17 protein-coding genes and 1 pseudogene are annotated in these 23,881 nt (G+C 70.5%); 11 read left to right on the top strand and 7 right to left on the bottom strand.

What is annotated here, in order from left to right; genetic code table 11:
* Positions 1-7: 7 nt before the first annotated feature.
* A complete protein-coding gene (locus tag U5640_RS06050) occupies positions 8-2,683 on the bottom strand; it encodes a cellulose binding domain-containing protein (RefSeq protein ID WP_340374755.1) in 2,676 nt (891 codons plus the stop codon).
* Positions 2,684-2,828: 145 nt separating this feature from the next.
* Positions 2,829-5,744, bottom strand: a complete 2,916-nt coding sequence (locus U5640_RS06045; protein ID WP_340374754.1) for a glycoside hydrolase family 48 protein — start codon at positions 5,742-5,744, stop codon at positions 2,829-2,831.
* Between the two features lie 259 nt (positions 5,745-6,003).
* Here U5640_RS06045 and U5640_RS06040 point away from each other — a divergent pair, with 259 nt between their 5' ends.
* The 5 genes from U5640_RS06040 (at position 6,004) to U5640_RS06020 (ending at position 13,123) form a co-directional block, all read left to right on the top strand.
* Positions 6,004-7,494 (top strand): cellulase family glycosylhydrolase, encoded by a 1,491-nt coding sequence (locus U5640_RS06040; protein WP_340374753.1) that lies wholly within the window; start codon positions 6,004-6,006, stop codon positions 7,492-7,494.
* A 75-nt stretch (positions 7,495-7,569) separates the two neighbouring features.
* The gene (locus U5640_RS06035; RefSeq protein ID WP_340374752.1) at positions 7,570-9,312 is read left to right on the top strand and encodes a glycoside hydrolase family 6 protein; all 1,743 of its coding nucleotides are present in this window, start codon (positions 7,570-7,572) and stop codon (positions 9,310-9,312) included.
* Between the two features lie 164 nt (positions 9,313-9,476).
* A complete protein-coding gene (locus U5640_RS06030; protein ID WP_340384962.1) occupies positions 9,477-10,394 on the top strand; it encodes a class I SAM-dependent methyltransferase in 918 nt (305 codons plus the stop codon).
* Between the two features lie 180 nt (positions 10,395-10,574).
* Positions 10,575-11,456 carry a hypothetical protein gene (locus U5640_RS06025; protein ID WP_340374751.1) on the top strand — a complete coding sequence of 294 codons (882 nt, stop codon included), beginning with the start codon at positions 10,575-10,577 and terminating at the stop codon, positions 11,454-11,456.
* Positions 11,453-13,123, top strand: coding sequence for a hypothetical protein (locus U5640_RS06020; protein WP_340374750.1), 1,671 nt, complete (start codon positions 11,453-11,455; stop codon positions 13,121-13,123). Before U5640_RS06025 ends, U5640_RS06020 begins: the two co-directional genes overlap by 4 nt.
* Before the next feature lie 81 nt (positions 13,124-13,204).
* On the opposite strand, the gene U5640_RS06015 is transcribed toward U5640_RS06020, so the two are convergent.
* From U5640_RS06015 to U5640_RS06005, 3 genes are all read right to left on the bottom strand, one after another.
* Complete coding sequence (locus tag U5640_RS06015) at positions 13,205-14,041, bottom strand: aldo/keto reductase (RefSeq protein WP_340374749.1); 837 nt, start codon at positions 14,039-14,041, stop codon at positions 13,205-13,207.
* A 196-nt stretch (positions 14,042-14,237) separates the two neighbouring features.
* Positions 14,238-16,064 carry an AMP-dependent synthetase/ligase gene (locus U5640_RS06010; protein WP_340384960.1) on the bottom strand — a complete coding sequence of 609 codons (1,827 nt, stop codon included), beginning with the start codon at positions 16,062-16,064 and terminating at the stop codon, positions 14,238-14,240.
* Between the two features lie 295 nt (positions 16,065-16,359).
* Positions 16,360-17,256, bottom strand: coding sequence for a LysR substrate-binding domain-containing protein (locus U5640_RS06005; RefSeq protein WP_340374748.1), 897 nt, complete (start codon positions 17,254-17,256; stop codon positions 16,360-16,362).
* 138 nt (positions 17,257-17,394) lie between these two features.
* Here U5640_RS06005 and U5640_RS06000 point away from each other — a divergent pair, with 138 nt between their 5' ends.
* Both U5640_RS06000 and U5640_RS05995 read left to right on the top strand, forming a co-directional pair.
* Positions 17,395-18,411, top strand: coding sequence for a bile acid:sodium symporter family protein (locus U5640_RS06000; protein WP_340374747.1), 1,017 nt, complete (start codon positions 17,395-17,397; stop codon positions 18,409-18,411).
* Between the two features lie 80 nt (positions 18,412-18,491).
* Positions 18,492-19,019, top strand: a complete 528-nt coding sequence (locus U5640_RS05995; RefSeq protein WP_340374746.1) for an isochorismatase family protein — start codon at positions 18,492-18,494, stop codon at positions 19,017-19,019.
* Between the two features lie 79 nt (positions 19,020-19,098).
* Here U5640_RS05995 and fdhD read toward each other — a convergent pair whose 3' ends face one another.
* Positions 19,099-19,947 carry a formate dehydrogenase accessory sulfurtransferase FdhD gene (gene fdhD / locus U5640_RS05990; RefSeq protein WP_340374745.1) on the bottom strand — a complete coding sequence of 283 codons (849 nt, stop codon included), beginning with the start codon at positions 19,945-19,947 and terminating at the stop codon, positions 19,099-19,101.
* Positions 19,948-19,954: 7 nt separating this feature from the next.
* A pseudogene (locus U5640_RS05985) lies at positions 19,955-20,119 on the bottom strand (Fe-S-binding domain-containing protein); the annotation flags it as partial.
* A gap of 138 nt (positions 20,120-20,257) precedes the next feature.
* Here U5640_RS05985 and U5640_RS05980 point away from each other — a divergent pair.
* The 4 genes from U5640_RS05980 to U5640_RS05965 all read left to right on the top strand — a co-directional run bounded on the left by U5640_RS05980 (position 20,258) and on the right by U5640_RS05965 (position 23,763).
* On the top strand, positions 20,258-21,607 hold the full coding sequence (locus U5640_RS05980; protein ID WP_340374744.1) for an OFA family MFS transporter: 1,350 nt from the start codon (positions 20,258-20,260) through the stop codon (positions 21,605-21,607).
* On the top strand, positions 21,573-21,716 hold the full coding sequence (locus U5640_RS05975; RefSeq protein WP_167738980.1) for a hypothetical protein: 144 nt from the start codon (positions 21,573-21,575) through the stop codon (positions 21,714-21,716). Before U5640_RS05980 ends, U5640_RS05975 begins: the two co-directional genes overlap by 35 nt.
* Before the next feature lie 172 nt (positions 21,717-21,888).
* On the top strand, positions 21,889-22,836 hold the full coding sequence (locus tag U5640_RS05970) for a beta-ketoacyl-ACP synthase III (RefSeq protein ID WP_340374743.1): 948 nt from the start codon (positions 21,889-21,891) through the stop codon (positions 22,834-22,836).
* A gap of 249 nt (positions 22,837-23,085) precedes the next feature.
* Positions 23,086-23,763 (top strand): GntR family transcriptional regulator, encoded by a 678-nt coding sequence (locus U5640_RS05965; RefSeq protein WP_340374742.1) that lies wholly within the window; start codon positions 23,086-23,088, stop codon positions 23,761-23,763.
* Positions 23,764-23,881: the final 118 nt, after the last annotated feature.

Here is a 23,881-nt window from a genome sequence, read left to right as displayed (position 1 = left end):
GCCGGCCTCACACCACCGTGCAGCTCTGGTCCCCCAGCTTGAACGCCGTCGGTTTCGCGTTCGTGCCGGTCCAGCTGCCCGTGAAGCCGAAGCTCACTGAGGTGCCCGCCGCCACATTGGCGTTCCAGGTGATGTTCTTCGCGGTCACCGCCGCCCCGGACTGGGTGTAGTCGGCGTTCCAGAGCTGGGAGACCGTCTGGCCGTTGGGGAAGGACCAGGCGAGGCTCCAGCCGGACCACGCGGCGGTGCCCGTGTTGGCGAGCTTCACGTCCGCCTGGAAGCCGCCGGACCACTGGGTGGTGATCGTGTACGTCACCGCGCAGGCGCCGGTCGGGGCGGGATCCGTACCTCCGCCTCCACCTCCGCCGCCCCCGCCTCCGCCGCCGCTCGTGTCGGAGGTGTCGCCGTAGATGACCCCCCGGCCGTTCGTCGACACGTACACCCGGCCGTAGACCCGCGGGTCACCGGTGATCGCGCCACCCGTCCAACCCCATTGGTGGGCATCGTCGTTGATGCGGGTCCAGGACACGCCCTTGTCGGTCGAACGGAAGATCCCGCGCACACCGGCGATCTTCGCGCTGGTGTAGAGCGTCTGGTACGACGCACCGGTCGCCGCCTTCCCGAAGCCGATCGTGTCGGCCTGTTCGACGTTCGACAGTTTGGTGAACGTCGCGCCGGAATCGGTGGAGTGCCACAGCCCGTAGGCCCCGTCGCTCGCCCCGCCGGCCAGCCACACATCGCCCTTGGTTCCGGGCAGCGCCTTGAAACGCACGCTGTCCCCACTGGGCAGTCCCGCCGCCGACGACGCGCTGAAGGACGCCCCGCCGTCCGTACTGACGTAGAACTTGCCGGACTTGAAGCCGTAGAAGGTCTTGGGGTCCACCCGGTCCGACTCGACGATCGCGCCGGCGGGAATCCCGCTCGTGGCCTGCCACGACGTACCGAAACCGGTCGTGTACTGCACCCCGGTGCCGGCCGGGCTCCACACGAACCGGCTGCCGTCCGCCGCCGCGGCCACCGTCCCGCCGCCGCTGACCCCCGAAGGGTCCGTCCCGGCGAACCAGTTGGCCCCGTTGTCCGTCGAGAACGCCACGTGCGGGCCCGAGTCCAGGTCGCCGACCCGGACCACCGTGTTCGGGGTCGTCTCCGCGAAGTCCAGGCTGGTCGTCGTGGTGAAGTTCGGGGAGGTGAACATCATCGACGGCACCTTCGTCAGATCCGTGTGCCGGAAACCGCCGACGTCACCGAGCGCGCTGAGCAGCGGCGCGCCCGTCGGCGGAGAGGCGAGGTCGTTGACCGCCGTCTCCTCCAGCCCCTGCACCATCGGCTTGACGGTGAACTGGCTGCCGCTGTCCCAGTTGGTGAGGTTCTCCGTGCCGTAGATCGTCGCGCCCGTCCCGTACATCATGCGGGCGGAGTTGAACGGGTCGATCTCCAACGCCTCGGTCATCCACCCGAGTTTGGGCGTCTGCTCCGGCGGCGACGGGTTCGCTCCCCAGGTCAGCCACGGCGACGAGGAGACGTCCATCGTGAACCGGTTGGCACGGTTGGGGTACGACGTGTAGTCCCACGCCTTCGTCCAGGTCCCGCCGCTGTTCGTGGAGCGGAAGATCTGGGTGTCGGGCCACCAGGAACTGTAGGCGGTCGCCATCACGGTGCCGGGCTTCTGCCGGTCGACCGTCAGCCCGCTGAAACCGTAGTAGGTGTCCGCCTCCGCCACCGGGCTGATGTCCGTCCAGGTCCCGGTCGCCGTCGCGTACCTCATCAGCCGGCCCTTGCCGCCGTCGTACGGACCGCCCTTGTCGCTGTATGCGATGTACAGATAGCCGTTGACGGTATCCAGTACACCCTTGTGCGCCAGATACCCCGTAGGCTGTCCGGCCAGCCGCGACCAGGTCGCTCCCGCGTCCGTCGACCGGTACACCGCGTTGTCCTTGTCCGCGACGCCGACGTAGATCGTCTTCGTCGCCGTACCGGACGTGCCCGTCGACTCGTCGAAGGTGACCCAGACGATCCCCTGGTTGTCGCTGGCGTACCCGCTGGTGTCGCTGGGATCCTGTACGTAGTTGCCGACATTGGGGAAGTTGGTCACCTGCGACCAGGTGACCCCCGAGTCCGTCGACCGCCACAGCCCCTTGCCGCTCGGAGCGCCGAGGTACAGCACGCTGTTGCGGTTGGGGTCGACGGCGAGCCGCTCGCCCATGCCCCGGCCGGGCATGTTCCCGCCCAGCTTGAACGGGAGGTCCGTCTTCTGCCAGCTGGCGCCCCGGTCGCCGGAGCGCAGCACGGCGCCGTTGGTCGGATCCCAGCTGTTGGTGTACGTGCCGACCGCCGCGTACACCTTGTTCGCATCGACCGGGTCCGAGGCCAGGCTCACCACGCCGGTGTGGCCCCACTGCGCCCAGCCGACCGAGTCCAGCAGCGGCGTCCAGGTCTTGCCCGACTCCTGCCAGCGGTAGGCGCCGCCGATGTCGGTGCGGGCGTAGGCGAGGTTCTTCTCCTTGCGGTTGAAGACGATGCCCGGGACGAAGCCGCCGCCGTCGATCCGGGCGTTCTTCCAGGTGTACGACTCTGCCGCGAGCGTCGCCTTCGGGCTCGCGTCGGCGGCCAGTGCGGACGGGCCGGCGGAGAGCAGGCCGGCGGCGAGCGCCAGCACCGCCGTCAGAATGCGCTTTCTTCGCACGGTGGGGGTCCTTCCTCGCGAAGCCATGTATGCGGGGGGAGGTGCGGGAAGTGCGACGTGCCGGGCGCGGGATGCGCCACTGCCGGGCGGCCCCCCATGCGGGAAGGGGGCCGCCCGGCGCGGTACGCGGAGCGTTAGCGGGGACTTATTCGAGGAGCTCCGCGTACGAGCCCATGGCCAGGGCGATGTCGGCCTGGGCCCAGAACCGGTGGTACGTGAACACGGGCGCGGCACCGCCCGCGAGATAGCTCTGGATCTTCGACCACGCCGGGTCGTTCTTGTAGAAGGAACGCAGCGAGGCGAACGTCGAGGACGAGCTGATCGTGTCGCCGTTCGGCATCTTCCCGCTCCAGCCGCTCGGGACGTACACGCCGTCCGCGAAGCGGTTGTAGTCGGTGCGGGTCTCGGGGACCGCGATACCGAGGGAGTCCTGGTAGTTGGTCCACATGCCGTCCAGGAGCGCCTTCGCGGTCGTCTTCGCCCGCGTGTCACCGGACCTGGCGGCGTAGTACGTCAGGGTCTTGGCGTACGAGCCGGCCACGCCGACGTCATTGGTGTAGTCGGCGACGGTGACGTGAAGTCCCGTGTTGGCACCGGGACTCGAGGCGTTCCAGCTGTCGGGCTGGCCCGACCACTGGAGGGTGGAGGGGATCCGGAAGGTGCCGTCCGGGTTGATCGTGGTCTTGGACAGCGCCCAGTCGACCCACTTGTCGAGGACCGCCTTGGCGGCGGCGTTCCCCGTCTGCTGGTAGTACTCGGCGACCCGCTCCATCGACCAGGTCTGGAACCCGAACCACTGGTTCGACGGCGGGTCGTGGTAGACGGGCTGCTGGTCGTAGTACATGCCGTAGAAGGTCGACGTGCCGGCCGGCGGAGTGGCGTAACGTCCCGCCCAGCTGTTGGTCGCACCGCCCGCGATGGCGCCCTCGCTGGACTGCAGCCAGCGGTAGAACTCCAGTTGCCGGGTGAGCGACTTCGACCAGTCGGCCTGCCCCGTCGCCGACTTGGGCTTGAGGTCGGCGTAGCTGCTCAGGGCATAGGCGGCCAGGGGGTTCTGGTAGCCGCCGTGGACATGGCTGGAGCCGATGCGCCAGGCCCAGCCGGCGCTGGTGTCCGTGGCGCCGCCCCAGGCGTAGTACCAGGACAGCAGATAGTGCGAGGCGTCCTTGCCGGTGCCGGCCGGGCACGCGCTCGGCCCGACACAGTTGCCGATCTTCTTGAAGTACTTGTCGTACATCGCATACCGCAGGTAGTCGCCCATCTTCGCGGCCTTGCCCACGGTCGCCGACACGGCGCTGCCCTTGCCCTGCGCGGTCGCCCAGACGTCCGCCCAGTACGCCGCCTGCACCGCTCGCGCGTCGGCGTCCGGGGCGTTGGTGAACTTCCACTGCTTGGCGTACGACGAGTCGCCGGTGAACAGGTCCAGATACCCGTTCGGGCCGCCGTACTTGAAGGTGTCGCAGGTCGGCTGCGGAACCGTCTCCCACACCGACTCCTGCGCACCGCGCTGGAAGGTGTTGATGTACGACGGTCCGGTCGCGGTCGGGCCCGCCTCGCATTTGCCGGGCTCGTTGCCGTAGCCGTAGACGTTGTCGACGTCCTGCAGCCAGTGCATACCGTAGACGTCGTCCGTGCTGTATGCGGTCTTCAGTTCACCGGCGATCGGATCCGATCCCACCGACACGCCCGTGTCCAGCCGCGCCGGATACTCGTTCGGCGTGTCCAGCTCGGGTGCGTACGTCGCCGGTTTCGACGCGTTGTAGAAGGAGTTCGTCGGCTGGTCGGCCTTGGTGGGGATCATGTACTTCTCCATGATGTCCCACGCGCCGTTGAACTTGGTCCAGTCGCCGGTGATCTTGCCGTACATGGCCTGCAGCCAGAGAAGGTAGCTGTAGGCCTCCGACGTGGTCTCGTGGCCCTGGTCCGGCGCCTCGACGATCAGTGTCTCCACCGAGTGGTAGGGGATGCCCTCGGGGGAGAAGTAGCCGTTCGCCGGGTTGGTGATCTTGCCGTAGAGGTCCAGGAACCGGGCGTCGTACATCTTGCTTCCGGCGATCTCGGTGACCGTGACCGACGCCTTCGCGTGCCCGGTGGCCGTCGACTCGAAGACGGCCGCGCCGGTGCCGGAGGCGTTCGCGGTGACGGTCACCTTCTGGGCGGTGCTCCAGTTCGACGGGGTGAAGGTGAGCGAGGCGCCCCCGGTCACCGTCAGGCCCGTGTTGCCGCTGGCCCGGGCGGTCGTGACGGTCACATTGGCCGACGGCTGGGTCGACAGCTTCAGCTCGTAGGTGCCCGTCTTGCCCTGCTGCACCGCCAGCTGGTTGGCGGAGGCGACCACGGCCGGTCCCGAGGCGACCGTGATACCGACCGGCGTCGACGTGCCCGACGCGCCCAGGCTGTCGTAGGCCTTCGCCACCAGCGAGTGACTGCCAACCGACAAGCCGGAGGCGGACAGGGTGTACGGCGCGGTGGTGTCCGTGCCCAGCAGGGTCGTGTCGTCGTAGAACTCGACCTTGGTGACGGTCGCGCTGTCAGCGGCTGCGGCGGTCGCCGCGAGCGGCACCGCGTCGCCCTGGGTGTAGACGGCGCCCGCCGTGGGGCTGGTCAGCACGGTGGCCGGCGGCTGGTGCGCACCGGTGCAGGGGGTGCCGTTGATCGCGAAGGCGGCGGGAGCGCTGTTGGTGCCGCTGTAGGTGAACTGCGCGCCGGTGCTCACCGCGGCGCCCGCCGCGATGGTCCCGTTGTAGGAGGCGTTGTTCACCGTGATCTGCCGACCGGACTGCGACCAGGTGCCGTTCCAGCCGTTCGACAGCGTCTGGTTGCCCGTGTAGGCGTACGTCAGGCTCCAGCCGCTGATGGGGTCGGTGCCTCGGTTGGTGAGCGTGAGGTCGGCGGTGAAGCCGGAGCCCCAGTCGTTGGTCTTGTAGTCCACGCTGCACTGGAGCGCCGCCGCCTGGGCGGGCGTCGGCAGCGTGCTCAGCATGGCGAACGGAAGCACGAGGGCCGCGACTACGGCGGTCCACAGGCGCCGCGTCGTGCGACGTCTGCGTACGGGATCCATCCGGTTCCTCCTTGCGGCTCTAAGCGGTGGGGGAGGAGCAACAAGCTCTGAACCAGTGGGAGCGCTCCCATAGTGGGGAAGGGGGTGAAGGCGGTCAAGGTGCTTGAAGAGTCGAAAACATTCGACTCGAAAAGTTGAGGGAAAGTCAGCGTCGCCCCTGTTCTTTGCCAGGGCTTGGCGCTAGCTTCGAGACACCAGTGGGAGCGATTCCATCAGTCGACGCGTCCGTCACGACGCGCTGATCTGCAAGGAGTCGCTCATGCGACACCCCCCTCGTTCAATCCTTTTAGCCGTCGCCGGCACGGTCGCCCTCGGGGCGGGCGCGGCCCTGCCGGTCATGACGGCACAGGGAGCCACCCCCGCGTGCACGGTGGAGTACTCCGTCACCGGCCAGTGGGACGCCGGCTTCCAGGGCGCGGTGCGGATCACCAACAACGCCGCCGCCGTGAACAGTTGGACCCTGACCTTCGACTTCGCGAACGGGCAGAAGGTCACCCAGGGCTGGAGCGCCAAATGGTCCCAGTCGGGCACGGCCGTCACCGCGGTGAACGAGAGCTGGAACGGCTCGCTCGGCACCGGCGCGAGCGTCGACGCGGGCTTCGTCGCGTCGAAGGGCGCGACGAACGCCGTACCGACGACGTTCCGGCTCAACGGCACCACCTGCAACGTCGACAGCGGCTCCACCCCGACCCCGACGCCCACGGCGACCTCGACCACCCCGCCCGGCACAGGTGAGGCACCGCCCCGGCTGCACGTGTCCGGCAACAAGCTCGCGGACGCCGACGGCCGCACCCGCCGGCTGCTCGGCGTCAACCGGTCCGGCGGCGAGTTCATGTGCGTCCAGGGCCGTGGCATCTGGGACGGTCCGGTCGACGACGCGGCCGTCCGCGCCATCGCCGACTGGAAGGTGAACACGGTCCGCATCCCGCTCAACGAGGAGTGCTGGCTGGGCCTGTCGAACATCGCCCCGGCCTACGGCGGAGCGAACTACATCAACGCCGTCAAGGACCTGGTGGCCCGTGTAGAGGCCCACGGCATGACCCCGATCGTCGAACTGCACTGGACCTACGGCCAGTACACCGGCAACTCGGCCGGCTGCCCGGACGTGCACGCCAGTTGCCAGAAGCCGATGCCCGACATGCAGTACACCCCCGCGTTCTGGACGTCGGTCGCGAGCACGTTCAAGGGCGACCAGACCGTCGTGTTCGACCTGTTCAACGAGCCCTACCCGGACCGCGCGACCTCCACCGTCACCCAGGCCTGGCAGTGCTGGCGGGACGGCGGCACCTGCCCCGGCATCGGGTACGAGGTCGCCGGTATGCAGGATCTCGTCGACTCCATACGGTCGACCGGCGCCCGCAACGTGATCCTCGCCGGCGGTCTCGCCTACTCCAACGACCTCAGCCAGTGGCTGACCTACAAACCCACCGACCCGACCGGCAATCTCGCCGCCGCCTACCACGTCTACAACTTCAACTCCTGTGCCGGCGCAGGCTGCTGGAACTCCACGCTCGCCCCCGTAGCCGCCCAGGTGCCGCTCGTGGCGGGCGAGATCGGGGAGAACACCTGCTCGCACGCGTTCGTCGACCAGGTCATGAAGTGGTTCGACGACCGGCAGCTGTCCTACCTGGGCTGGACCTGGAACACCTGGGACTGCTCCTCGGGACCGTCGCTGATCTCCAGCTACGACGGGACCCCCACCGCGTACGGCACCGGGCTGCGCGATCATCTGCGCGCCCTCGACGGATAGGCGCCAACAGCAGCAAGGGACGTCAGGAACGGACAGAACGGACAACATCCGCGACGGACAAGGAAACCCGCACTCATGAGCCGTAGCAGAACAGCGATGCTCGCCTCGCTGGCGCTTGTCGCCGGCGCCTCCGGGACGGCACTCGCGGTGGTCCCGGGCGATCCGGGCATCGCCGCCATCCCGTGCACCGTGGCCTACACCGTGCAGAACCAGTGGGACACCGGTTTCACGGCCAACGTCACCGTCACCAACAACTCCGCCGCGAAGTCGAGTTGGTCGGTGAAGTGGGCGTACGCCGGCAACCAGAAGATCACCAGCGGCTGGAACGCGAAGATCACCCAGTCCGGTACGGCCGTCACCGCGAACAACGAGACCTACAACGGGACGCTGCCGAACGGCGGTTCGGTCAGCTTCGGCTTCCAGGCCTCCTACAGCGGCAGCAACGCGGTCCCGGCCTCGTTCACGCTCGACGGGGTCACCTGCAACGTCGACAGCGGCGGCGGCACGCCCACCGACCCCGGTACCCCCACCGACCCCGGTACCCCCACCGGTCCGGGCACGCCGTCCACCAAGGTCGACAACCCCTACGCGGGCGCCAAGGTGTACGTGAACCCGGACTGGTCGGCGAAGGCGGCCGCCGAGCCGGGCGGTTCCCGGGTCTCCAACCAGCCCACCGGCATCTGGCTCGACCGCATCGCCGCGATCACCGGCACCAGCACCGGCAGGGGCCTGCGCGCCCACCTGGACGCGGCCCTCGCCCAGAAGGGCAGCGGCGAGGAGGTCGTCCAGCTGGTCGTCTACGACCTGCCCGGCCGTGACTGCTCCGCCCTCGCCTCCAACGGCGAGCTCGGCCCGACGGAGATCGACAAGTACAAGACGCAGTTCATCGACCCGATCGCGGCAATCCTCGCGGACAGCAAGTACGCCTCGCTGCGGATCGTCACCGCTGTCGAGATCGACTCACTGCCCAACCTGGTCACCAACACCGGCAGCCGGCCCACCGCCACCGCGGCCTGCGACACCATGAAGGCCAACGGCAACTACGTGAAGGGCGTCGGCTACGCGCTCAAGAAGCTCGGCGCGATCCCCAACGTCTACAACTACGTCGACGCCGGTCACCACGGCTGGCTCGGCTGGGACGACAACTTCGGGCCCACCGCGCAGATCCTGTACGAGGCCGCCAACGCGGAGGGGGCGACTGTAGACGATGTGCACGGCTTCATCACCAACACGGCGAACTACAGCGCCCTGAAGGAGAACAACTTCACCATCAACGACTCCGTCAACGGCACCACCGTGCGGCAGTCGAAGTGGGTGGACTGGAACCGGTACGTCGACGAGCTGTCGTACGCACAGGCCCTGCGCAGCCAGTTGGTGTCCACGGGCTTCCGGCCGGGCATCGGCATGCTGATCGACACCTCCCGCAACGGCTGGGGCGGCACCGCACGGCCCACCGGTCCGGGCGCCATGACCAGCGTCGACACCTATGTCAACGGCGGCCGCTACGACCGCCGTATCCACGTCGGCAACTGGTGCAACCAGTCCGGTGCCGGCCTCGGTGAGCGCCCCCAGGCCGCACCGGCCACGGGGATCGACGCGTACGTGTGGATGAAGCCGCCGGGTGAGTCCGATGGCTCCAGCTCCGCCATCGCCAACGACGAGGGCAAGGGCTTCGACCGCATGTGCGACCCGACGTACACGGGCAACCCCCGCAACGGCAACAGCATGTCGGGAGCCCTGCCCAACGCTCCGCTGTCCGGGCACTGGTTCTCGGCCCAGTTCCAGCAGCTGATGCAGAACGCCTACCCGCCGCTGTAGGCCGGCGCGGCGTCCCGTCCGGCCGCTCCCCTGCCGGGGGAGCGGCCGGATGCGGCGGAATCCGGGACCGGAGGAGCGAAATTTTTGCCGTCCCGGCAATAATCATGGCCCTCGCGCGGTGTGCCGGAGCACGCTTGCGGCACACCGACGAGAGGCTGACCACCATGGCGCACCACCCGCACGAGCACGGCGATCACGAGCACGGCGACCACCAGCACCGTCACGGCCACGGCCACCACACCGACATCGACTGGGCGGAGATGGCCCCGCACCTCGTGGCCCAGGCGGAACTGTTCACGCCGCTGTACGAGCGGGCCCTCGCCTGGCTCGGCAAAGAGGTGACCGAACCGGGACTGATCGTCGACCTGGGCAGTGGTCCGGGGGTCGTCTCGGGACTGTTCGCCGAGACCTTCCCCGGCGCCCGGGTCCTCGCGGTCGACGGCTCCGGGCCCCTCCTGGAGCAGGCCGAGGCGCGCGCCGCCCGGCTCGGGTACGCCGACCGCTTCGGCACCCTTGCGGGTGAACTCCCCGGCATCCTGGACGAGTTGGACTACCCTGCCGACCTGCTCTGGGCGGGCCGCAGTCTGCACCACCTGGGCGACCAGCGCGCCGCCCTCACCGCCTTCGCCGAGCGGCTCGCGCCCGGCGGTACGCTGGCGATCATGGAGGGCGGCCTGCCGAGCCGGTTCCTGCCGCGTGACATCGGCATCGGCCGCCCCGGCCTGGAGGCACGGCTCGACGCGCTCCAGGAGGAGTGGTTCGCACAGATGCGGGCCGACCTGCCCGGGACCGTCGAGGTGACCGAGGACTGGCCGGCGCTGCTCGGCTCCGCCGGCCTGAAGCACACCCGCAGCCGCAGCTTCCTGCTCGACCTGCCCGCCCCCGCCTCCGACCGGGCCCGCGCCTACGTCGCCGACTCACTGGGCCGGCTGCGCGAGATCTACGGCGACATCCTCGACCCCGAGGACCGCGCCGTGCTCGACCGCCTCCTCGACCCCGCCGACCCGGCCGGCGTCCAGCGCAGGTCCGATGTGTTCGTGCTGGCCGCACACACCGTGCATACGGCGGTGAAGCCCGCGTAGCCCGGACGGCGACCCGCTCCGCGCATCCGTGTCCCGCCGTCGTCCCCCTCCCGGCGTTCCCGCCTCGCCCCCTCCGTCATCGATAGTGACCTGTGTCACATTTCGGCAGTAGGATGGGAGAGCGGGTCCGCTCGGACGCGGCATCCCGGACGCGGCCGTGCGGGGAAGACGGGGGCCGCCATGGACCGTTACGTCAGTCAGGACATCAGCGGCTGGACCGAGTTGCGCGTCCACGGGGTGTCGGGGACCCCGCCCGAGGCCGAACTCTGCCACCCCGCCGTCGCGTTGGTCGCGGGCGACCGGCTCGCCGGCTTCTACCGGCGGATCTGGGAACGCGCCCGCGGCGCCCCCGACGGGCCGGGCTTCCGCCGCGAGGGATACTCCTGGGGCAAGCTCACCTCGGGCGACAACTCCCGTGCCCTGTGGCTGCTTCTGCTGCCCTTCATGTTCCTGAACCTCGCCTACTACATGGACCCCGAACACCGCGTCGTGGGCAACCGCACCCGTGTCGTACCCGAACGCAACGCCGTCCAGCGGCTCCTGGCGCTCTCCCTCACCGGCACCTACGTCCTGGCCGCCACCTCCGTGTCGATGGACCTGGTCGGCTGGCAGTGCGGGGCGCACGCCGGGCCGTCCCGACCGGCCTGCTCCAGCGGCGGGTTCTGGCTGAACTGGCTGCACTACAGCTGGCTGGACTCCACCGGCCGGCACCTCGCCGTCACCTCCCTCGTACCGCTCGCCCTCGTCGCACTGCTGTGGTGGACCGCCCGCAGGACCTGGGCCACCATGGAGGCCCAGCAGGTCCCGCAGATCAAGGGCACCCCGGACGTCCGACTGCCGCTGGAGGACCGCCGGTTGTGGAACGGCCGCGGACCCGTGCGCGAACTGCGCGCCCTGCACGTCGCCGGCGCCCTCGCCGTCGTCGGCGTCCTGCTGCTCGCGCCGCTGCTGCCCGGCGCGGACCTCACCAGCTGTCCCACGGCGACACCTGGCACCCGGCGGCGGCCGTCGTCCGCAACCTCCTGCTCCTCGCCCTGCTCCTCGTCCTGGCACTGGTCGTGATCCAGGTGCCGCTGGTCAAGGACCGGGACCGGCCCGGACAGGACGCGACCCGCGGGGCCGACGAACTCGACGGCTACCGCGTCCTGCCCTGGCTCGTGACCGCGCTCGTGGCCGGTGCCCTCGCCGTGGCCTGCGGAGGCGCGGCACAAGCCGGTCCGCCCGACACGACGGCCGGGCTGCACGCCCTGCCCTGGCAGACCGGCGCCGTGCGCTGGCTGCTCGTCGCCCAAGGCGCGCTGCTGCTGCTCCTCGCCGCCTCCCACGTCGTACGCGGCACGGCGAGAACGACACCGCCCGACGGCGACGCCCTCGGCAACCCCCGCTTCCCGCGCCCCGCCTGGGGCGGCATGAGCATGGCCGGGGTAGCCCTCCTCGCCACCCTCCTCGCGACCGCCCTCGCCGCGGGCGTCACGCTCCGCGTGGCGGAGATCCTCGGCGCGCCCACGGTCCCCGGACACCCCACCGGCAACCAGCGACCCCTGGTGGTCCCGACCGCCTACTTCTGGGCGGCGGTGTGCGCGCTCGCGCTCGTCGCCGTGGCGCTGCTCCTCGCCGCCCGCGCCTGGGCGGTCATGCGCCGCGGCCGTGCGGCGGCCCTCCACCACGTCAAGGAGTTCTACCCTGCCGACGACGCCGCGAGGGCACCGCAGGGGCGGCGCCGGCACATCGCCGGCGTATGGGCCCGCGCGCGGGGACTCGGTCCCGCCGCCGAGGGCGGTCTCGGACTGCTCCTGCTCGCCGCCGTCGTGATCGCGGCGGCCGGGGTCGGCCTGGACCTGGTCCTCGGCACCCGGCTCGTCACCGACGGCTCCCGCTGGCTGACCACCGCCGCCAACCTCGTCCTGACCGGCCTGGTCGCCGGACTGCTCTGGGCCGGACGCCAGGCCTACCGCAGCGAGAGCTTCCGGCGCACGGTCGGCATCCTCTGGGACGTCGGCACCTTCTGGCCGCGCGCCACCCACCCCTTCGCCCCGCCCTGCTACGCCGAGCGGACCGTGCCCGACCTGCTGACCCGCCTGGAATACCTCACCGGTACGAGCGCCGGTGAGCAGGCCGAGCAGGGTGAGCAGCCGGTGCCGCCGGGCGGCCGGGTGCTGCTGTCCTGCCATTCGCAGGGTTCCGTGATCGGGGCGGCCGTCCTGCTGCAGGCGAACACCGCCGCCGGCGTCCGCACCGCCCTGCTGACCTACGGCTGCCCACTGACCAGGCTCTACGCGCGGTTCTTCCCGGCCTACTTCAACGCGGACTCCGTCCACCGCCTCGGGCAGATCCTGGCCCACCGGGCGGGGCCCCTCCCCGCACCCGGAGGACAACCGGGCCTCGCCGAGGACACCCGCTGGTACAACCTGTACCGCGCCAGCGACCCCATCGGCGGGTGGGTCGTGCGGGATGCGCAGCCGCTGCGGCCCGGCGCGCGGCCGGAGCGCGGGGACCGGCAACTGCTCGACCCGATGAAGCTGTGCAGACAGCCCGGGGACACCTGCTACCAGCCCCCGAAGGGACACTCCGACTACTTCTCCGACCCCGCGTTCGACGCGTGCGTCCGTGATCTCGCCGCAGGCGGGAGTACGGTGTCGCCGCCCATCTCCCCGCCCTCCACCGCCGTACCCGTGATCCTCTCCGAGTCGGTGGACGGCGCGGCTCCGGTCAGCCAGGCCCGGCTGTGAGGGGGAGGGGCCGGGGCCGAGAAAGGGGCGTGGCCCGTGGCGACGCCCCTTCCCCCTGCCGGTCCCGGCGCTCTCCCGGGTTCAGCCGATGTCGAACGTCGACGGGTCCGGACCGATCCGCCGGTCCTCGTTCAGCGCGCTGATCGCCGCCAGGTCCTCGGTGTCCAGGCTGAAGTCGAACACCTCGATGTTCTCCCTGATCCGCGAGGGCGTCACGGACTTCGGGATCACCACGTTGCCGATCTGGAGGTGCCAGCGCAGCACCACCTGGGCCGGGGTGCGGTTGTGCTTCTGGGCGATCGCGACGATCGCCGGGACCTCCAGCAGCCCCTTGCCCTGGCCCAGCGGCGACCAGGCCTCGGTGGCGATGCCCTGCTCCGCGTGGAACTCCCGCAGCGCGTGCTGCTGGAGGTGCGGGTGCAGCTCGATCTGATTGACGGCCGGGACGACCGCCGTCTCACCCGTCAGCCGCTCGAGCTGCTCGACGGGGAAGTTGGAGACACCGATCGCCTTGACCCGGCCGTCGGCGTACAGCTTCTCGAACGCCTTGTACGTGTCGACGTACTTGTCGCGGGCCGGCAGCGGCCAGTGGATGAGGTACAGGTCGACGTACTCCAGCCCCAGCTTGCCGAGCGAGGTGTCGAACGCGCGCAGCGTCGCGTCGTAGCCCTGGTCGGAGTTCCACAGCTTGGTGGTGACGAAGATGTCCTCGCGGGGCACCCCGGAGGCGGCGATCGCCTTGCCGGTGCCCTCTTCGTTGCCGTAGATCGCCGCTGTGTCGATGCTGCGGTACCCGGCCTCCAGCGCGGTGGTCACCGCCCGCTCCGCCTCGTCGTCCGGCACCTGCCAGACGCCGAAGCCCAGCTGGGGCATCTCCACGCCGTTGTTGAGGATGATCGGGGGGACCTTGCTGCTCACGAGCTCTTGATCCTTCGGTTGTCCGTCATGTGCGTACTCCCATCGTCAACGATCACACGCCGTGATGCATTCCTGACCCCGGTATCCGGGATCGGGTGTCCCGGGATCGGTTGTCCCGGATCCCGGCGTCAAGATCCCGCATACCCGGAACCGGATACGGGATACCGATACCGGAACCCGGTTCGGACCCGCGGCTTCACGTCCGGTACAGCGCGTCGACCTCGTTCGCGTACGCCTTCTCGATGGCCTTGCGCTTCAGCTTCAGCGACGGAGTGAGCAGCCCGTGCTCCTCGGTGAACGGCTGGGCGAGGATACGGAACGTGCGGATCGACTCCGCCTGCGAGACCTGGGTGTTGGCGGCCACCACCGACCGGCGCACCTCCGCCTCCAGATCCGGGTCCCGTACCAGCTCGGCGGGTGTCGTCCGCGGCTTGCCGCGCATCTGCAGCCAGTGCTCCACCGCCTCCTGGTCGAGCGTGACGAGCGCGGCGACGAACGGCCGGTCGTTGCCGACGACGATGCACTGGCCGACCAGCGGGTGGTCACGCACCCGCTCCTCCAGCAGCCCCGGCGAGACGCTCTTGCCGCCCGAGGTGACGAGGATCTCCTTCTTGCGGCCGGTGATGGTGAGATAGCCGTCCTCGTCGAGGGAGCCCAGGTCGCCGGTGGCGAGCCAGCCGTCGTGCAGGTTCTCGTCGGTGGCCTTGGGGTTGTTGAGATAGCCCTGGAAGACGTTGTCACCGCGCAGCCAGATCTCCCCGTCGTCCGCGATGTGCACGGTCGTCCCGGGGATCGGCTGCCCGACCGTGCCGTAGCGGGTGCGGCCGGGCGGGTTGGCGGTCGCGGCAGCCGTCGACTCGGTCAGCCCGTACCCCTCGTACACCTGCACCCCTGCGCCCGCGAAGAACAGCCCGAGCCGGCGGTCCATCGCCGAACCGCCCGACATCGCGTGCCGCACCCGGCCGCCCATCGCCGCGCGCACCTTCGCGTAGACGACCTTGTCGAAGAACTGGTGCTGCATCCGCAGCCCCGCCGACGGCCCCGGCCCGGTGCCCCAGGCCTTCGCCTCCACCGCCTCCGCGTACGCCGTCGCCACCTCCACCGCCTTCTCGAACGGCCCGGACCTGCCCTCCCGTTCGGCCTTGCGGCGGGCCGCGTTGAACACCTTCTCGAAGATGTACGGCACGGCCAGGAAGAAGGTCGGCCGGAACGCGGCCAGGTCCGGGAGCAGCGCCGCCGCGTTCAGCTGGGGCTGATGGCCGAAACGGACCTTGCCGCGGATGGCGGCGATCTGGACCATCCGCCCGAAGACGTGGGCGAGCGGCAGGAAGAGCAGCGTCGCCGCCTCGTCGCCCTTGCGGGAGTGGAACACCGGCTCCCAGCGTTCGATGACCGTGTCCGCCTCGAACATGAAGTTGCCGTGCGAGATCACACAGCCCTTGGGGCGGCCCGTGGTGCCCGAGGTGTAGATCACCGTGGCGACCGACTCCGGCGTGACCGCCTCCCGGTGCCGGTGCACCACCTCGTCCTCCACCGAGGCACCCGCGTCGTACAGCTCCTGCACACACCCCTCGTCCAGCTGCCACAGCTGTCTGAGCTGCGGCAGCCGGTCGATGACCGTGGCGATCGTCATCGCATGGTCCTCGTGCTCCACCACGGCGGCCGTGCACTCCGCGTCGTACAGCATCCAGTAGCACTGCTCCGCCGACGAGGTCGGATACACCGGCACCACCTGCGCGCCGATCGTCCACAGCGCGTAGTCGAACAGGGTCCACTCGTAGCGGGTGCGGGACATGATCGCGACCCGGTCGCCGAACCGGACACCGCGCGCGAGCAGGCCCTTCGCGAGGGCGAGGACCTCGTCGCGGAACTCGGACGAGGTCACGTCCCGCCACCGGCCGTCCTCGTCCTTGCGGCCGAGCGCCACATGGAGCGGGTCCTCCTGGGCGTGCTGGAAGACGACGTCGGCCAGACCGCCGACCGGCGGCGCCAACGCCAACGGAGGGTTGGTGAACTCGCGCAAAACCAGCACCCCGCTTCTCAAGGCCGCGCAGCGCCGTGAAAGCTACCCCACGCCCGGGCGGGGCGGGAGGGGGCCGGAAAGCGAGCGATGCTCTTGTCTGCCCTGGTCGGTGCCGCAAAATGGGCTCACATGGGGAAGGGTCGGACAGAAAACTGACGCTTGAGTAAGTTTCGGTGCCGTAATCTCCACCGAATCTGCCCGCGGCGCTTACGCCGCCCGGCCCCCTGCCTGGCGTGGGATATGCGGCATACGGTGTGCAGTCTGTGCCTCTTTGCATCCCGTACGCACGCACCCCTCAGTCGCCCCGACCGCCCCCGCGCCCCGCCGCCGGCCGTCGCTGCAGCCGGTCCCCGCCCGTCAGGATCGCCGCCGCCAGCGCGTCCGCCGCTCCCTGGGCCGAGGGGCGCCGCCGCCCGTGCACCAGGACGAAGTCCACACGGCCCAGCTCGGGCAGTCCCGCCCGGTCGGGGATCCGGACCAGGCCCGGCGGGACGAGGCCCCGGGAGTGCGCCATCACGCCGAGCCCGGCCCGGGCGGCGGCGATCAGGCCGTTGAGGCTGCCGCTGGTGCAGACGATCCGCCAGGCGCGCCCCTGCCGTTCGAGCGCCTCGAAGGCCAGGGCGCGGGTGATGCCGGGCGGCGGGAAGACGATGAGCGGCACCGGGCGCTCGGGGTCCAGACGGAGTCGTTCTGCGCCGATCCATACCAGGTCGTCGTGCCAGACGAGTTCGCCGCGCGGGTCCTCCGGGCGCCGTTTGGCGAGGACCAGGTCGAGCTTTCCGGCGGCGAGCTGTTCGTAGAGGGTGCCGGACAGCTCCACGGTCAGTTCGAGGTCGACTTCGGGGTGGTCGTGGCGGAAGCCCTCCAGGATCTCCGGCAGCCGGGTCAGGACGAAGTCCTCGGAGGCGCCGAAGCGGAGCCGGCCGCGCAGCCGCGTCCCCGTGAAGAAAGCGCTTGCCTGCTCGTGGACCTCCAGGATCCGGCGCGCGAAGCCGAGCATCGCCTCGCCGTCCTCGGTGAGTTCCACGGAGTGCGTGTCCCGGGTGAACAGGGCCCGCCCGGTCGCGCCCTCCAGCCGCCGTACGTGCTGGCTGACGGTGGACTGGCGCACCCCGAGCCGACGCGCGGCCTGGGTGAAGCTGAGCGTCTGCGCGACCGCGAGGAAGGTTCGCAGGTGGGACGGATCGTACACAGTCGGCACTGTACTGCTCATCGCATACGGCGATCACAGTCAGAGCGGTATGACGGATTCCCGATCACGGGCCGGACGTGGACGATGGAGAGGGGCCCTCCGGCCCCGACGCACACCGTCGAACGTACGTGGAGCACCGTGAAACGCCTGCAGTGGCCGCGCCGGATGCCGGTCGACCCCTACATCCTGCTGTTGCTCGGGACGGTGGGGCTCGCGGCACTGTTCCCGGCCCGCGGCACCGCCGCGGACGTGGCCTCAGGAGCCTCCACGGCCGCCATCGCCTTCCTCTTCTTCCTCTACGGCGCCCGCCTCTCCACCCGCGAGGCCCTCGACGGCCTCACGCACTGGCGGCTGCACACCACCGTCCTCGTCTGCACCTTCGTCGTCTTCCCACTGCTGGGCCTCGCCGCCCGCGGCCTCGTGCCGGTCCTCCTCGCCCAGCCGCTCTACCAGGGACTGCTCTTCCTCACCCTCGTCCCCTCGACCGTCCAGTCGTCGATCGCCTTCACCTCGATCGCCCGAGGGAACGTTCCTGCCGCGATCTGCGCCGGCTCCTTCTCCTCCCTGGTCGGCATCGTCGTCACCCCGCTGCTCGCCGCCGCGCTCCTGGGCAGCGGCACCGGTGGCTTCTCCGCCGACTCGCTGGTGGAGATCGTGCTCCAGCTGCTGGTGCCGTTCGTCGCCGGACAGCTGCTGCGCCGCTGGATCGGCCCCTTCGTCGCCCGGCACAAGAAGGTCCTCGGCCTGGTCGACCGCGGCTCCATCCTGTTGGTCGTCTACACCGCGTTCAGCGAGGGCATGGTCCAGGGCATCTGGCACCAGGTCAGCCCCCTGCGCCTCGGCGGGCTGCTCGTTGCGGAGGCCCTGCTGCTCACCGTGATGCTCGCCCTGACCTGGTACGGAGGCAAGGCCCTGCGCTTCGGCCGGGAGGACCGGATCACCCTCCAGTTCGCGGGCTCGAAGAAGTCCCTCGCCGCCGGACTGCCCATGGCGAGCGTCCTGTTCGGCGCGCACGCCTCCCTCGCCGTGCTGCCGCTGATGCTGTTCCACCAGATGCAGCTGATGGTGTGCGCGGTGATCGCCAAGCGGCGGGCGCGCGACCCGCTGGAGGAGTCACGGACGGACCCCGCGCAGCAGACCTCGGCGGCGGTGTGAGACACCCGAACGCGACCGCCGTACGGGCCCGTTGATCCGGATACCGGGCACGGAACGCTCATGACGGATAACGTTCCGTCATGACCGCACCTCTCACCCTCGCCCCCGCGCGCACCGCCCTCGTCCTCGTCGACCTGATGGACCGGATCGTCGCCCTGCCCCTGGAACCCCGCAAGGGCACCGAAGTACTGTCCGTCGCCGAGGAGCTGGCCCGCACCTTCCGCGCGGCCGGCGCCCCGGTCGTCCTCGTCCGCGTCGAACGCCCCGGCGTCGCCGAACAGCCCCCCGGCAGCGGACTCGTCCACGGGCTGCTCGCCCCGGGCGACGTGGAGATCGTCAAGCGCACGATCGGCGCCTTCCACGGCACCGGCCTGGACGAGGCGCTGCGCGCCCGGGGCGTCACCACCGTCGTGTTCGGCGGCATCGCCACCAACCTCGGCGTCGAGTCCACCGCCCGTGCCGCCGGCGACCTCGGCTACGACCTCGTCTTCGTCGAGGACGCCATGGCCGCCCTCACCGAGGCCGAGCACGAGGCGTCGGTGAAACTGGACTTCCCGCGCCTCGGCACCGTCGTACCGGCGGCGCGGCTGCGCCTGGCGGCGGACTGAGGCGCGGCGGGCCCCGGCGCAAGGGCGCCCCCCGCCGTTCGGGGCCCTCCGGCCCACCGCCCTGCCACGGCGGGACGGGTCACCCCCGGGCGGCCGTGGTCTGCAGGGCGATGCGGTCCTCACCCGCGTACACGTTCATGGAACTGCCCCGCAGGAAGCCCACCAGCGTCAGTCCCGTCTCCACGGCCAGGTCCACGGCCAGCGAGGACGGCGCCGAGACCGCCGCCAGCACCGGGATGCCCGCCATCACGGCCTTCTGCGCCAGCTCGAAGGAGGCACGCCCCGACACCAGCAGGATCGTGCGGGAAAGGGGCAGGTCACCGTTGTGCAGAGCGCGCCCGACGATCTTGTCGACCGCGTTGTGCCGGCCCACGTCCTCGCGTACGTCCAGCAGCTCGCCGTCCTCACCGAACAGGGCCGCCGCGTGCAGCCCTCCGGTCCGGTCGAAGACCTGCTGGGCCGCGCGCAGCCGGTCGGGGAGCGCCGCGAGCAGACCGGCGTCCACGCGGAGCGGGGGAGTGTCGGCGATCGGCCAGCGGGCCGTCGTCCGCACCGCGTCCAGGCTGGCCTTCCCGCACAGACCGCAGGACGACGTGGTGTACACGTTCCGCTCCAGGGTGATGTCGGGAAGCGTCACCCCGGGGGACGTCCTCACATCGACGACGTTGTAGGTGTTGGAACCGTCGGCGGTCGCCCCCGCGCAGTAGACGATGTTCTGCAGATCGGACACGTCGGCCAGCACGCCCTCGCTGACCAGGAACCCGGCCGCCAGCGCGAAGTCGTCACCCGGCGTGCGCATGGTGATGGCGAGCGGCTTGCCGTTCAGCCGGATCTCCATCGGCTCCTCGGCGACGAGGGTGTCCGGGCGGGTGGACACCGCCCCGTCGCGGATGCGGAGCACCTTGCGTCGTTCGGTCACTCGTCCCATGTGGTGATCAGCCCCGGTTCTGTACGTGCTGGTAGCCGAAGCGGCCCTTGATGCAGAGAATGCCGTGGGTCACCGGATTGTCGAGCGGCTGGGTGACCTTCACCGATTCATTGTCCTGTACGGGCAGGGTCACGCTGCAGCCCACTCCGCGGTGGGCGCCCACCGTCGCCGTCCGGGCCGAAACGGGTGCGGCTCCGCCTCGTGGAAACCGGCCGGTCCGACCGTTCGGCGCAGACTGCATACCGTTCACCGCATACGGTCGACGCGCCGCCTTCTCAACGCCCTCTCCCCTTCCTACCGTTCGGGATTCATGAGTCCCCCTGTCGCACCGCCCGGCTGGAGCCGCTGGCTCGTGCCCCCGGCCGCCCTCTCCGTCCACCTCTCCATCGGCCAGGCCTACGCCTGGTCCGTCTTCAAGCCCCCGCTGGAGTCGGCGCTCGGTCTCAGCGGCACCCAGAGCGCGCTGCCCTTCCAGCTCGCCATCGTCATGCTCGGCCTGTCCGCCGCGTTCGGCGGCACGCTCGTCGAGCGCAACGGGCCGCGCTGGGCGATGACGGTCGCCCTGCTCTGCTTCTCCTCGGGCTTCCTGATCTCCGCGCTCGGCGCGGCCACCGAGCAGTACTGGCTGATCGTCCTCGGCTACGGCTTCGTCGGCGGCATCGGCCTGGGCATCGGCTACATCTCGCCCGTCTCCACCCTGATCAAGTGGTTCCCCGACCGGCCCGGCATGGCCACCGGCATCGCGATCATGGGCTTCGGCGGCGGCGCGCTCATCGCCTCGCCCTGGTCCGCGCAGATGCTGGAGTCGTTCGGCGCCGACCATTCCGGGATCGCGCTCGCCTTCCTCGTCCACGGAATATCGTATGCGGTCTTCATGACCCTCGGCGTGCTCCTCGTCCGCGTCCCCCGCACCGTCCAGGCGGTCCCCGAGGAGGCGAGCGGCGGGCCGAGCGGCGGCACGGGCGTGCAGGTCTCGGCCCGCTCCGCGGTGCGCACCCCGCAGTTCTGGTGCCTGTGGGTGGTGCTCTGCATGAACGTGACCGCCGGCATCGGCATCCTGGAGAAGGCCGCCCCGATGATCACGGACTTCTTCGCCGACACCTCCACCCCGGTGTCCATGACGGCCGCCGCCGGGTTCGTCGCCCTGCTGTCCTCGGCCAACATGGCCGGCCGCATCGGCTGGTCGTCCACGTCCGACCTGATCGGCCGCAAGAACGTCTACCGCCTCTACCTGGGCGTCGGCGCCCTCATGTACGCGCTCATCGCGCTGTTCGGCGACTCCTCCAAGCCGCTGTTCATCCTGTGCGCCCTCGTGATCCTCTCCTTCTACGGCGGCGGCTTCGCGACGATCCCCGCCTACCTCAAGGACCTCTTCGGGACCTACCAGGTCGGCGCCATCCACGGCCGGCTGCTCACCGCCTGGTCCACGGCCGGCGTCCTCGGACCGCTGATCGTCAACTGGATCGCCGACCGCCAGGAAGAGGCCGGCAAGCACGGCGCGGACCTCTACTCCCTGTCCCTGTTCATCATGATCGGGCTGCTCGCCGTCGGCTTCGTCGCCAACGAACTGGTCCGCCCCGTCGCCGCCCGCCACCACCTGCCCGCCCCGACGAAGGAGGCCGCCGATGTCGCAGCCCGACAGCAGCCCGAGTCCGCCTGAGCCGGACCGCCGGCCGCTCATCGCGCTCGCCTGGCTGTGGGTGGGCGCCCCGCTCGCCTACGGACTCTACGAGCTGGTGCAGAAGGCGGCGAAACTGTTCACCGGATAGCCGTTCGTGCTGCTCACGGGCAGGCGTTCGGGAAGTGTTCGGGCGTCCGAGGGTTAGAGGGAAGCCGACAACCCCGGCACCCGTTTCCTGTCGCAACACCTGTCTCCGTACCCGCGAGTCACTGATCAGACTGGTGGATCCCGCTACCCAAGGCAACGAGGGGGACCCCCACATGAACGGCTCGCGCATCGCCGCCGTCGGCCACTACCAGCCCGCCAAGGTGCTCACCAACGAGGAACTGGCGGGCATGGTCGACACCAGTGACGAGTGGATCAGGAGCCGGGTGGGCATCCACACCCGCCACATCGCCGGCCCCGACGAGCCCGTGGACGAGCTCGCCGCGCACGCCGCCGCCAAGGCCCTCGCCGCCGCCGGTCTCGCCCCCGCCGACATCGACCTCGTGCTGGTCGCCACCTCCACCGCCGTCGACCGCTCGCCCAACATGGCCGCCCGGGTCGCCGCCCGCCTCGGCATCCCGGGCCCGGCCGCCATGGACGTCAACGTCGTGTGCGCAGGCTTCACCCACGCCCTGGCCACCGGCGACCACACCGTCCGGGCGGGCGCCGCGACCCGCGCCCTGGTCATCGGCGCCGACAAGATGTCCGAGGTGACGGACTGGTCCGACCGCACCACCTGCGTCCTCGTCGGTGACGGAGCGGGCGCCGCGGTCGTCGAGGCATGTCCCGACGGCGCGGAGCCCGGGATCTCACCCGTGCTGTGGGGGTCGGTCCCCGAGATGGGGCACGCGGTCCGCATCGAGGGCCAGCCGGCGCGGTTCGCGCAGGAGGGGCAGAGCGTCTACCGGTGGGCCACCACCCAGCTGCCGCCCCTCGCCAGCCAGGCCTGCGAGCGGGCCGGACTGCGCCCCGAGGACCTCGCCGCCGTCGTGCTGCACCAGGCGAACCTGCGGATCATCGAACCGCTGGCCCAGAAGATCGGCGCCGTCAACGCGGTGGTCGCCCGCGATGTCACCGCTTCGGGGAACACCTCCGCCGCCAGCATCCCGCTCGCCTTCTCCAAGCTGGTCGAGCAGGGCGCGATCTCCACCGGGGATCCGGTGCTGCTGTTCGGCTTCGGCGGCAACCTGTCGTACGCCGGACAGGTCGTACGCTGCCCCTGAACGGCCCGGTCGGCGGCGGTGTGACGCGTTCGACGGCCAGGAGGGCCGGCCACGGCGCGCCGTAGACGTAGACGAAAAACAATCGATACTCATCGATATCCGGTCGGCTGTAGACGGTATGCAGGAGGCGACGGACAGCCGACTTCATCCAGTCTGGCCCCATACAGTCTGACTCCCTACGTCTTTCGCATTCGTGGCTACCCCGGTCGGCCGTTGCTGCCCGGCGCTGCCCAGGAGGGGAACCGACCGATGTTGTCGACAGGACTGCCGCAGGGTGCGGTACCCAAGCTCGAACGGCCAGGCCCGCTGCGCGACCGCGTCTACGAGGCGCTGCTCGAGCTCATCACCACCCGTGCCCTCCAGCCGGGTCAGCACCTCGTCGAGGGCGAGCTGGCCAACCACCTGGGCGTCTCGCGCCAGCCCGTGCGCGAGGCACTGCAGCGCCTCAGCACCGAGGGCTGGGTGGACCTCAGGCCCGCACAGGGCGCCTTCGTGCACGAGCCGACCGAGGAGGAGGCCGACCAACTCCTCACCGTCCGCGCACTGTTGGAGGCCGAGGCGGCTCGCCTCGCGGCCACGCAGGCGAAGACGCACGACGTCGACGACCTGGACGAGATCCTCGCACTCGGGCTGCAGGCCGTGGCCGACGACGACGTGGACGCCGCCGTCGCCCTCAACTCCCGCTTCCACGCCAAGATCATGGAGCTGGCGGGCAACGCGGTCCTGGCGGAGCTGGCGGCCCAGGTGGACCGCCGTGTGCGCTGGTACTACACGCCGGTCGCCCGCCAGCGTGGCGAGCAGTCCTGGATCGAGCACCGCGACCTGATCACCGCGATCCTCAACCGCGACGAACAGCTCGCCGCCCGGCTGATGCGGGAGCACACGGAGCACACCCGGCGCTCGTACCACGCCCGCGCCAAGTCCTGATCCCCCTCCCCGGGCACGCCGACCGGGGCCCGCCACGACACGGCAGGCCCCGATCCGCTACGCCCGTCCGGACGCCGGCGCCCCCCATCACGCGTCACCGACCCGTCGCCCAGGGTGA

The sequence above is a fragment of the Streptomyces sp. SS7 genome (genome assembly GCF_037993025.1).
Taxonomy (GTDB): Bacteria; Actinomycetota; Actinomycetes; order Streptomycetales; family Streptomycetaceae; genus Streptomyces.
Note: the sequence above shows the minus strand (reverse complement) of the source record. Positions and strands in the feature narration are given on the sequence as shown.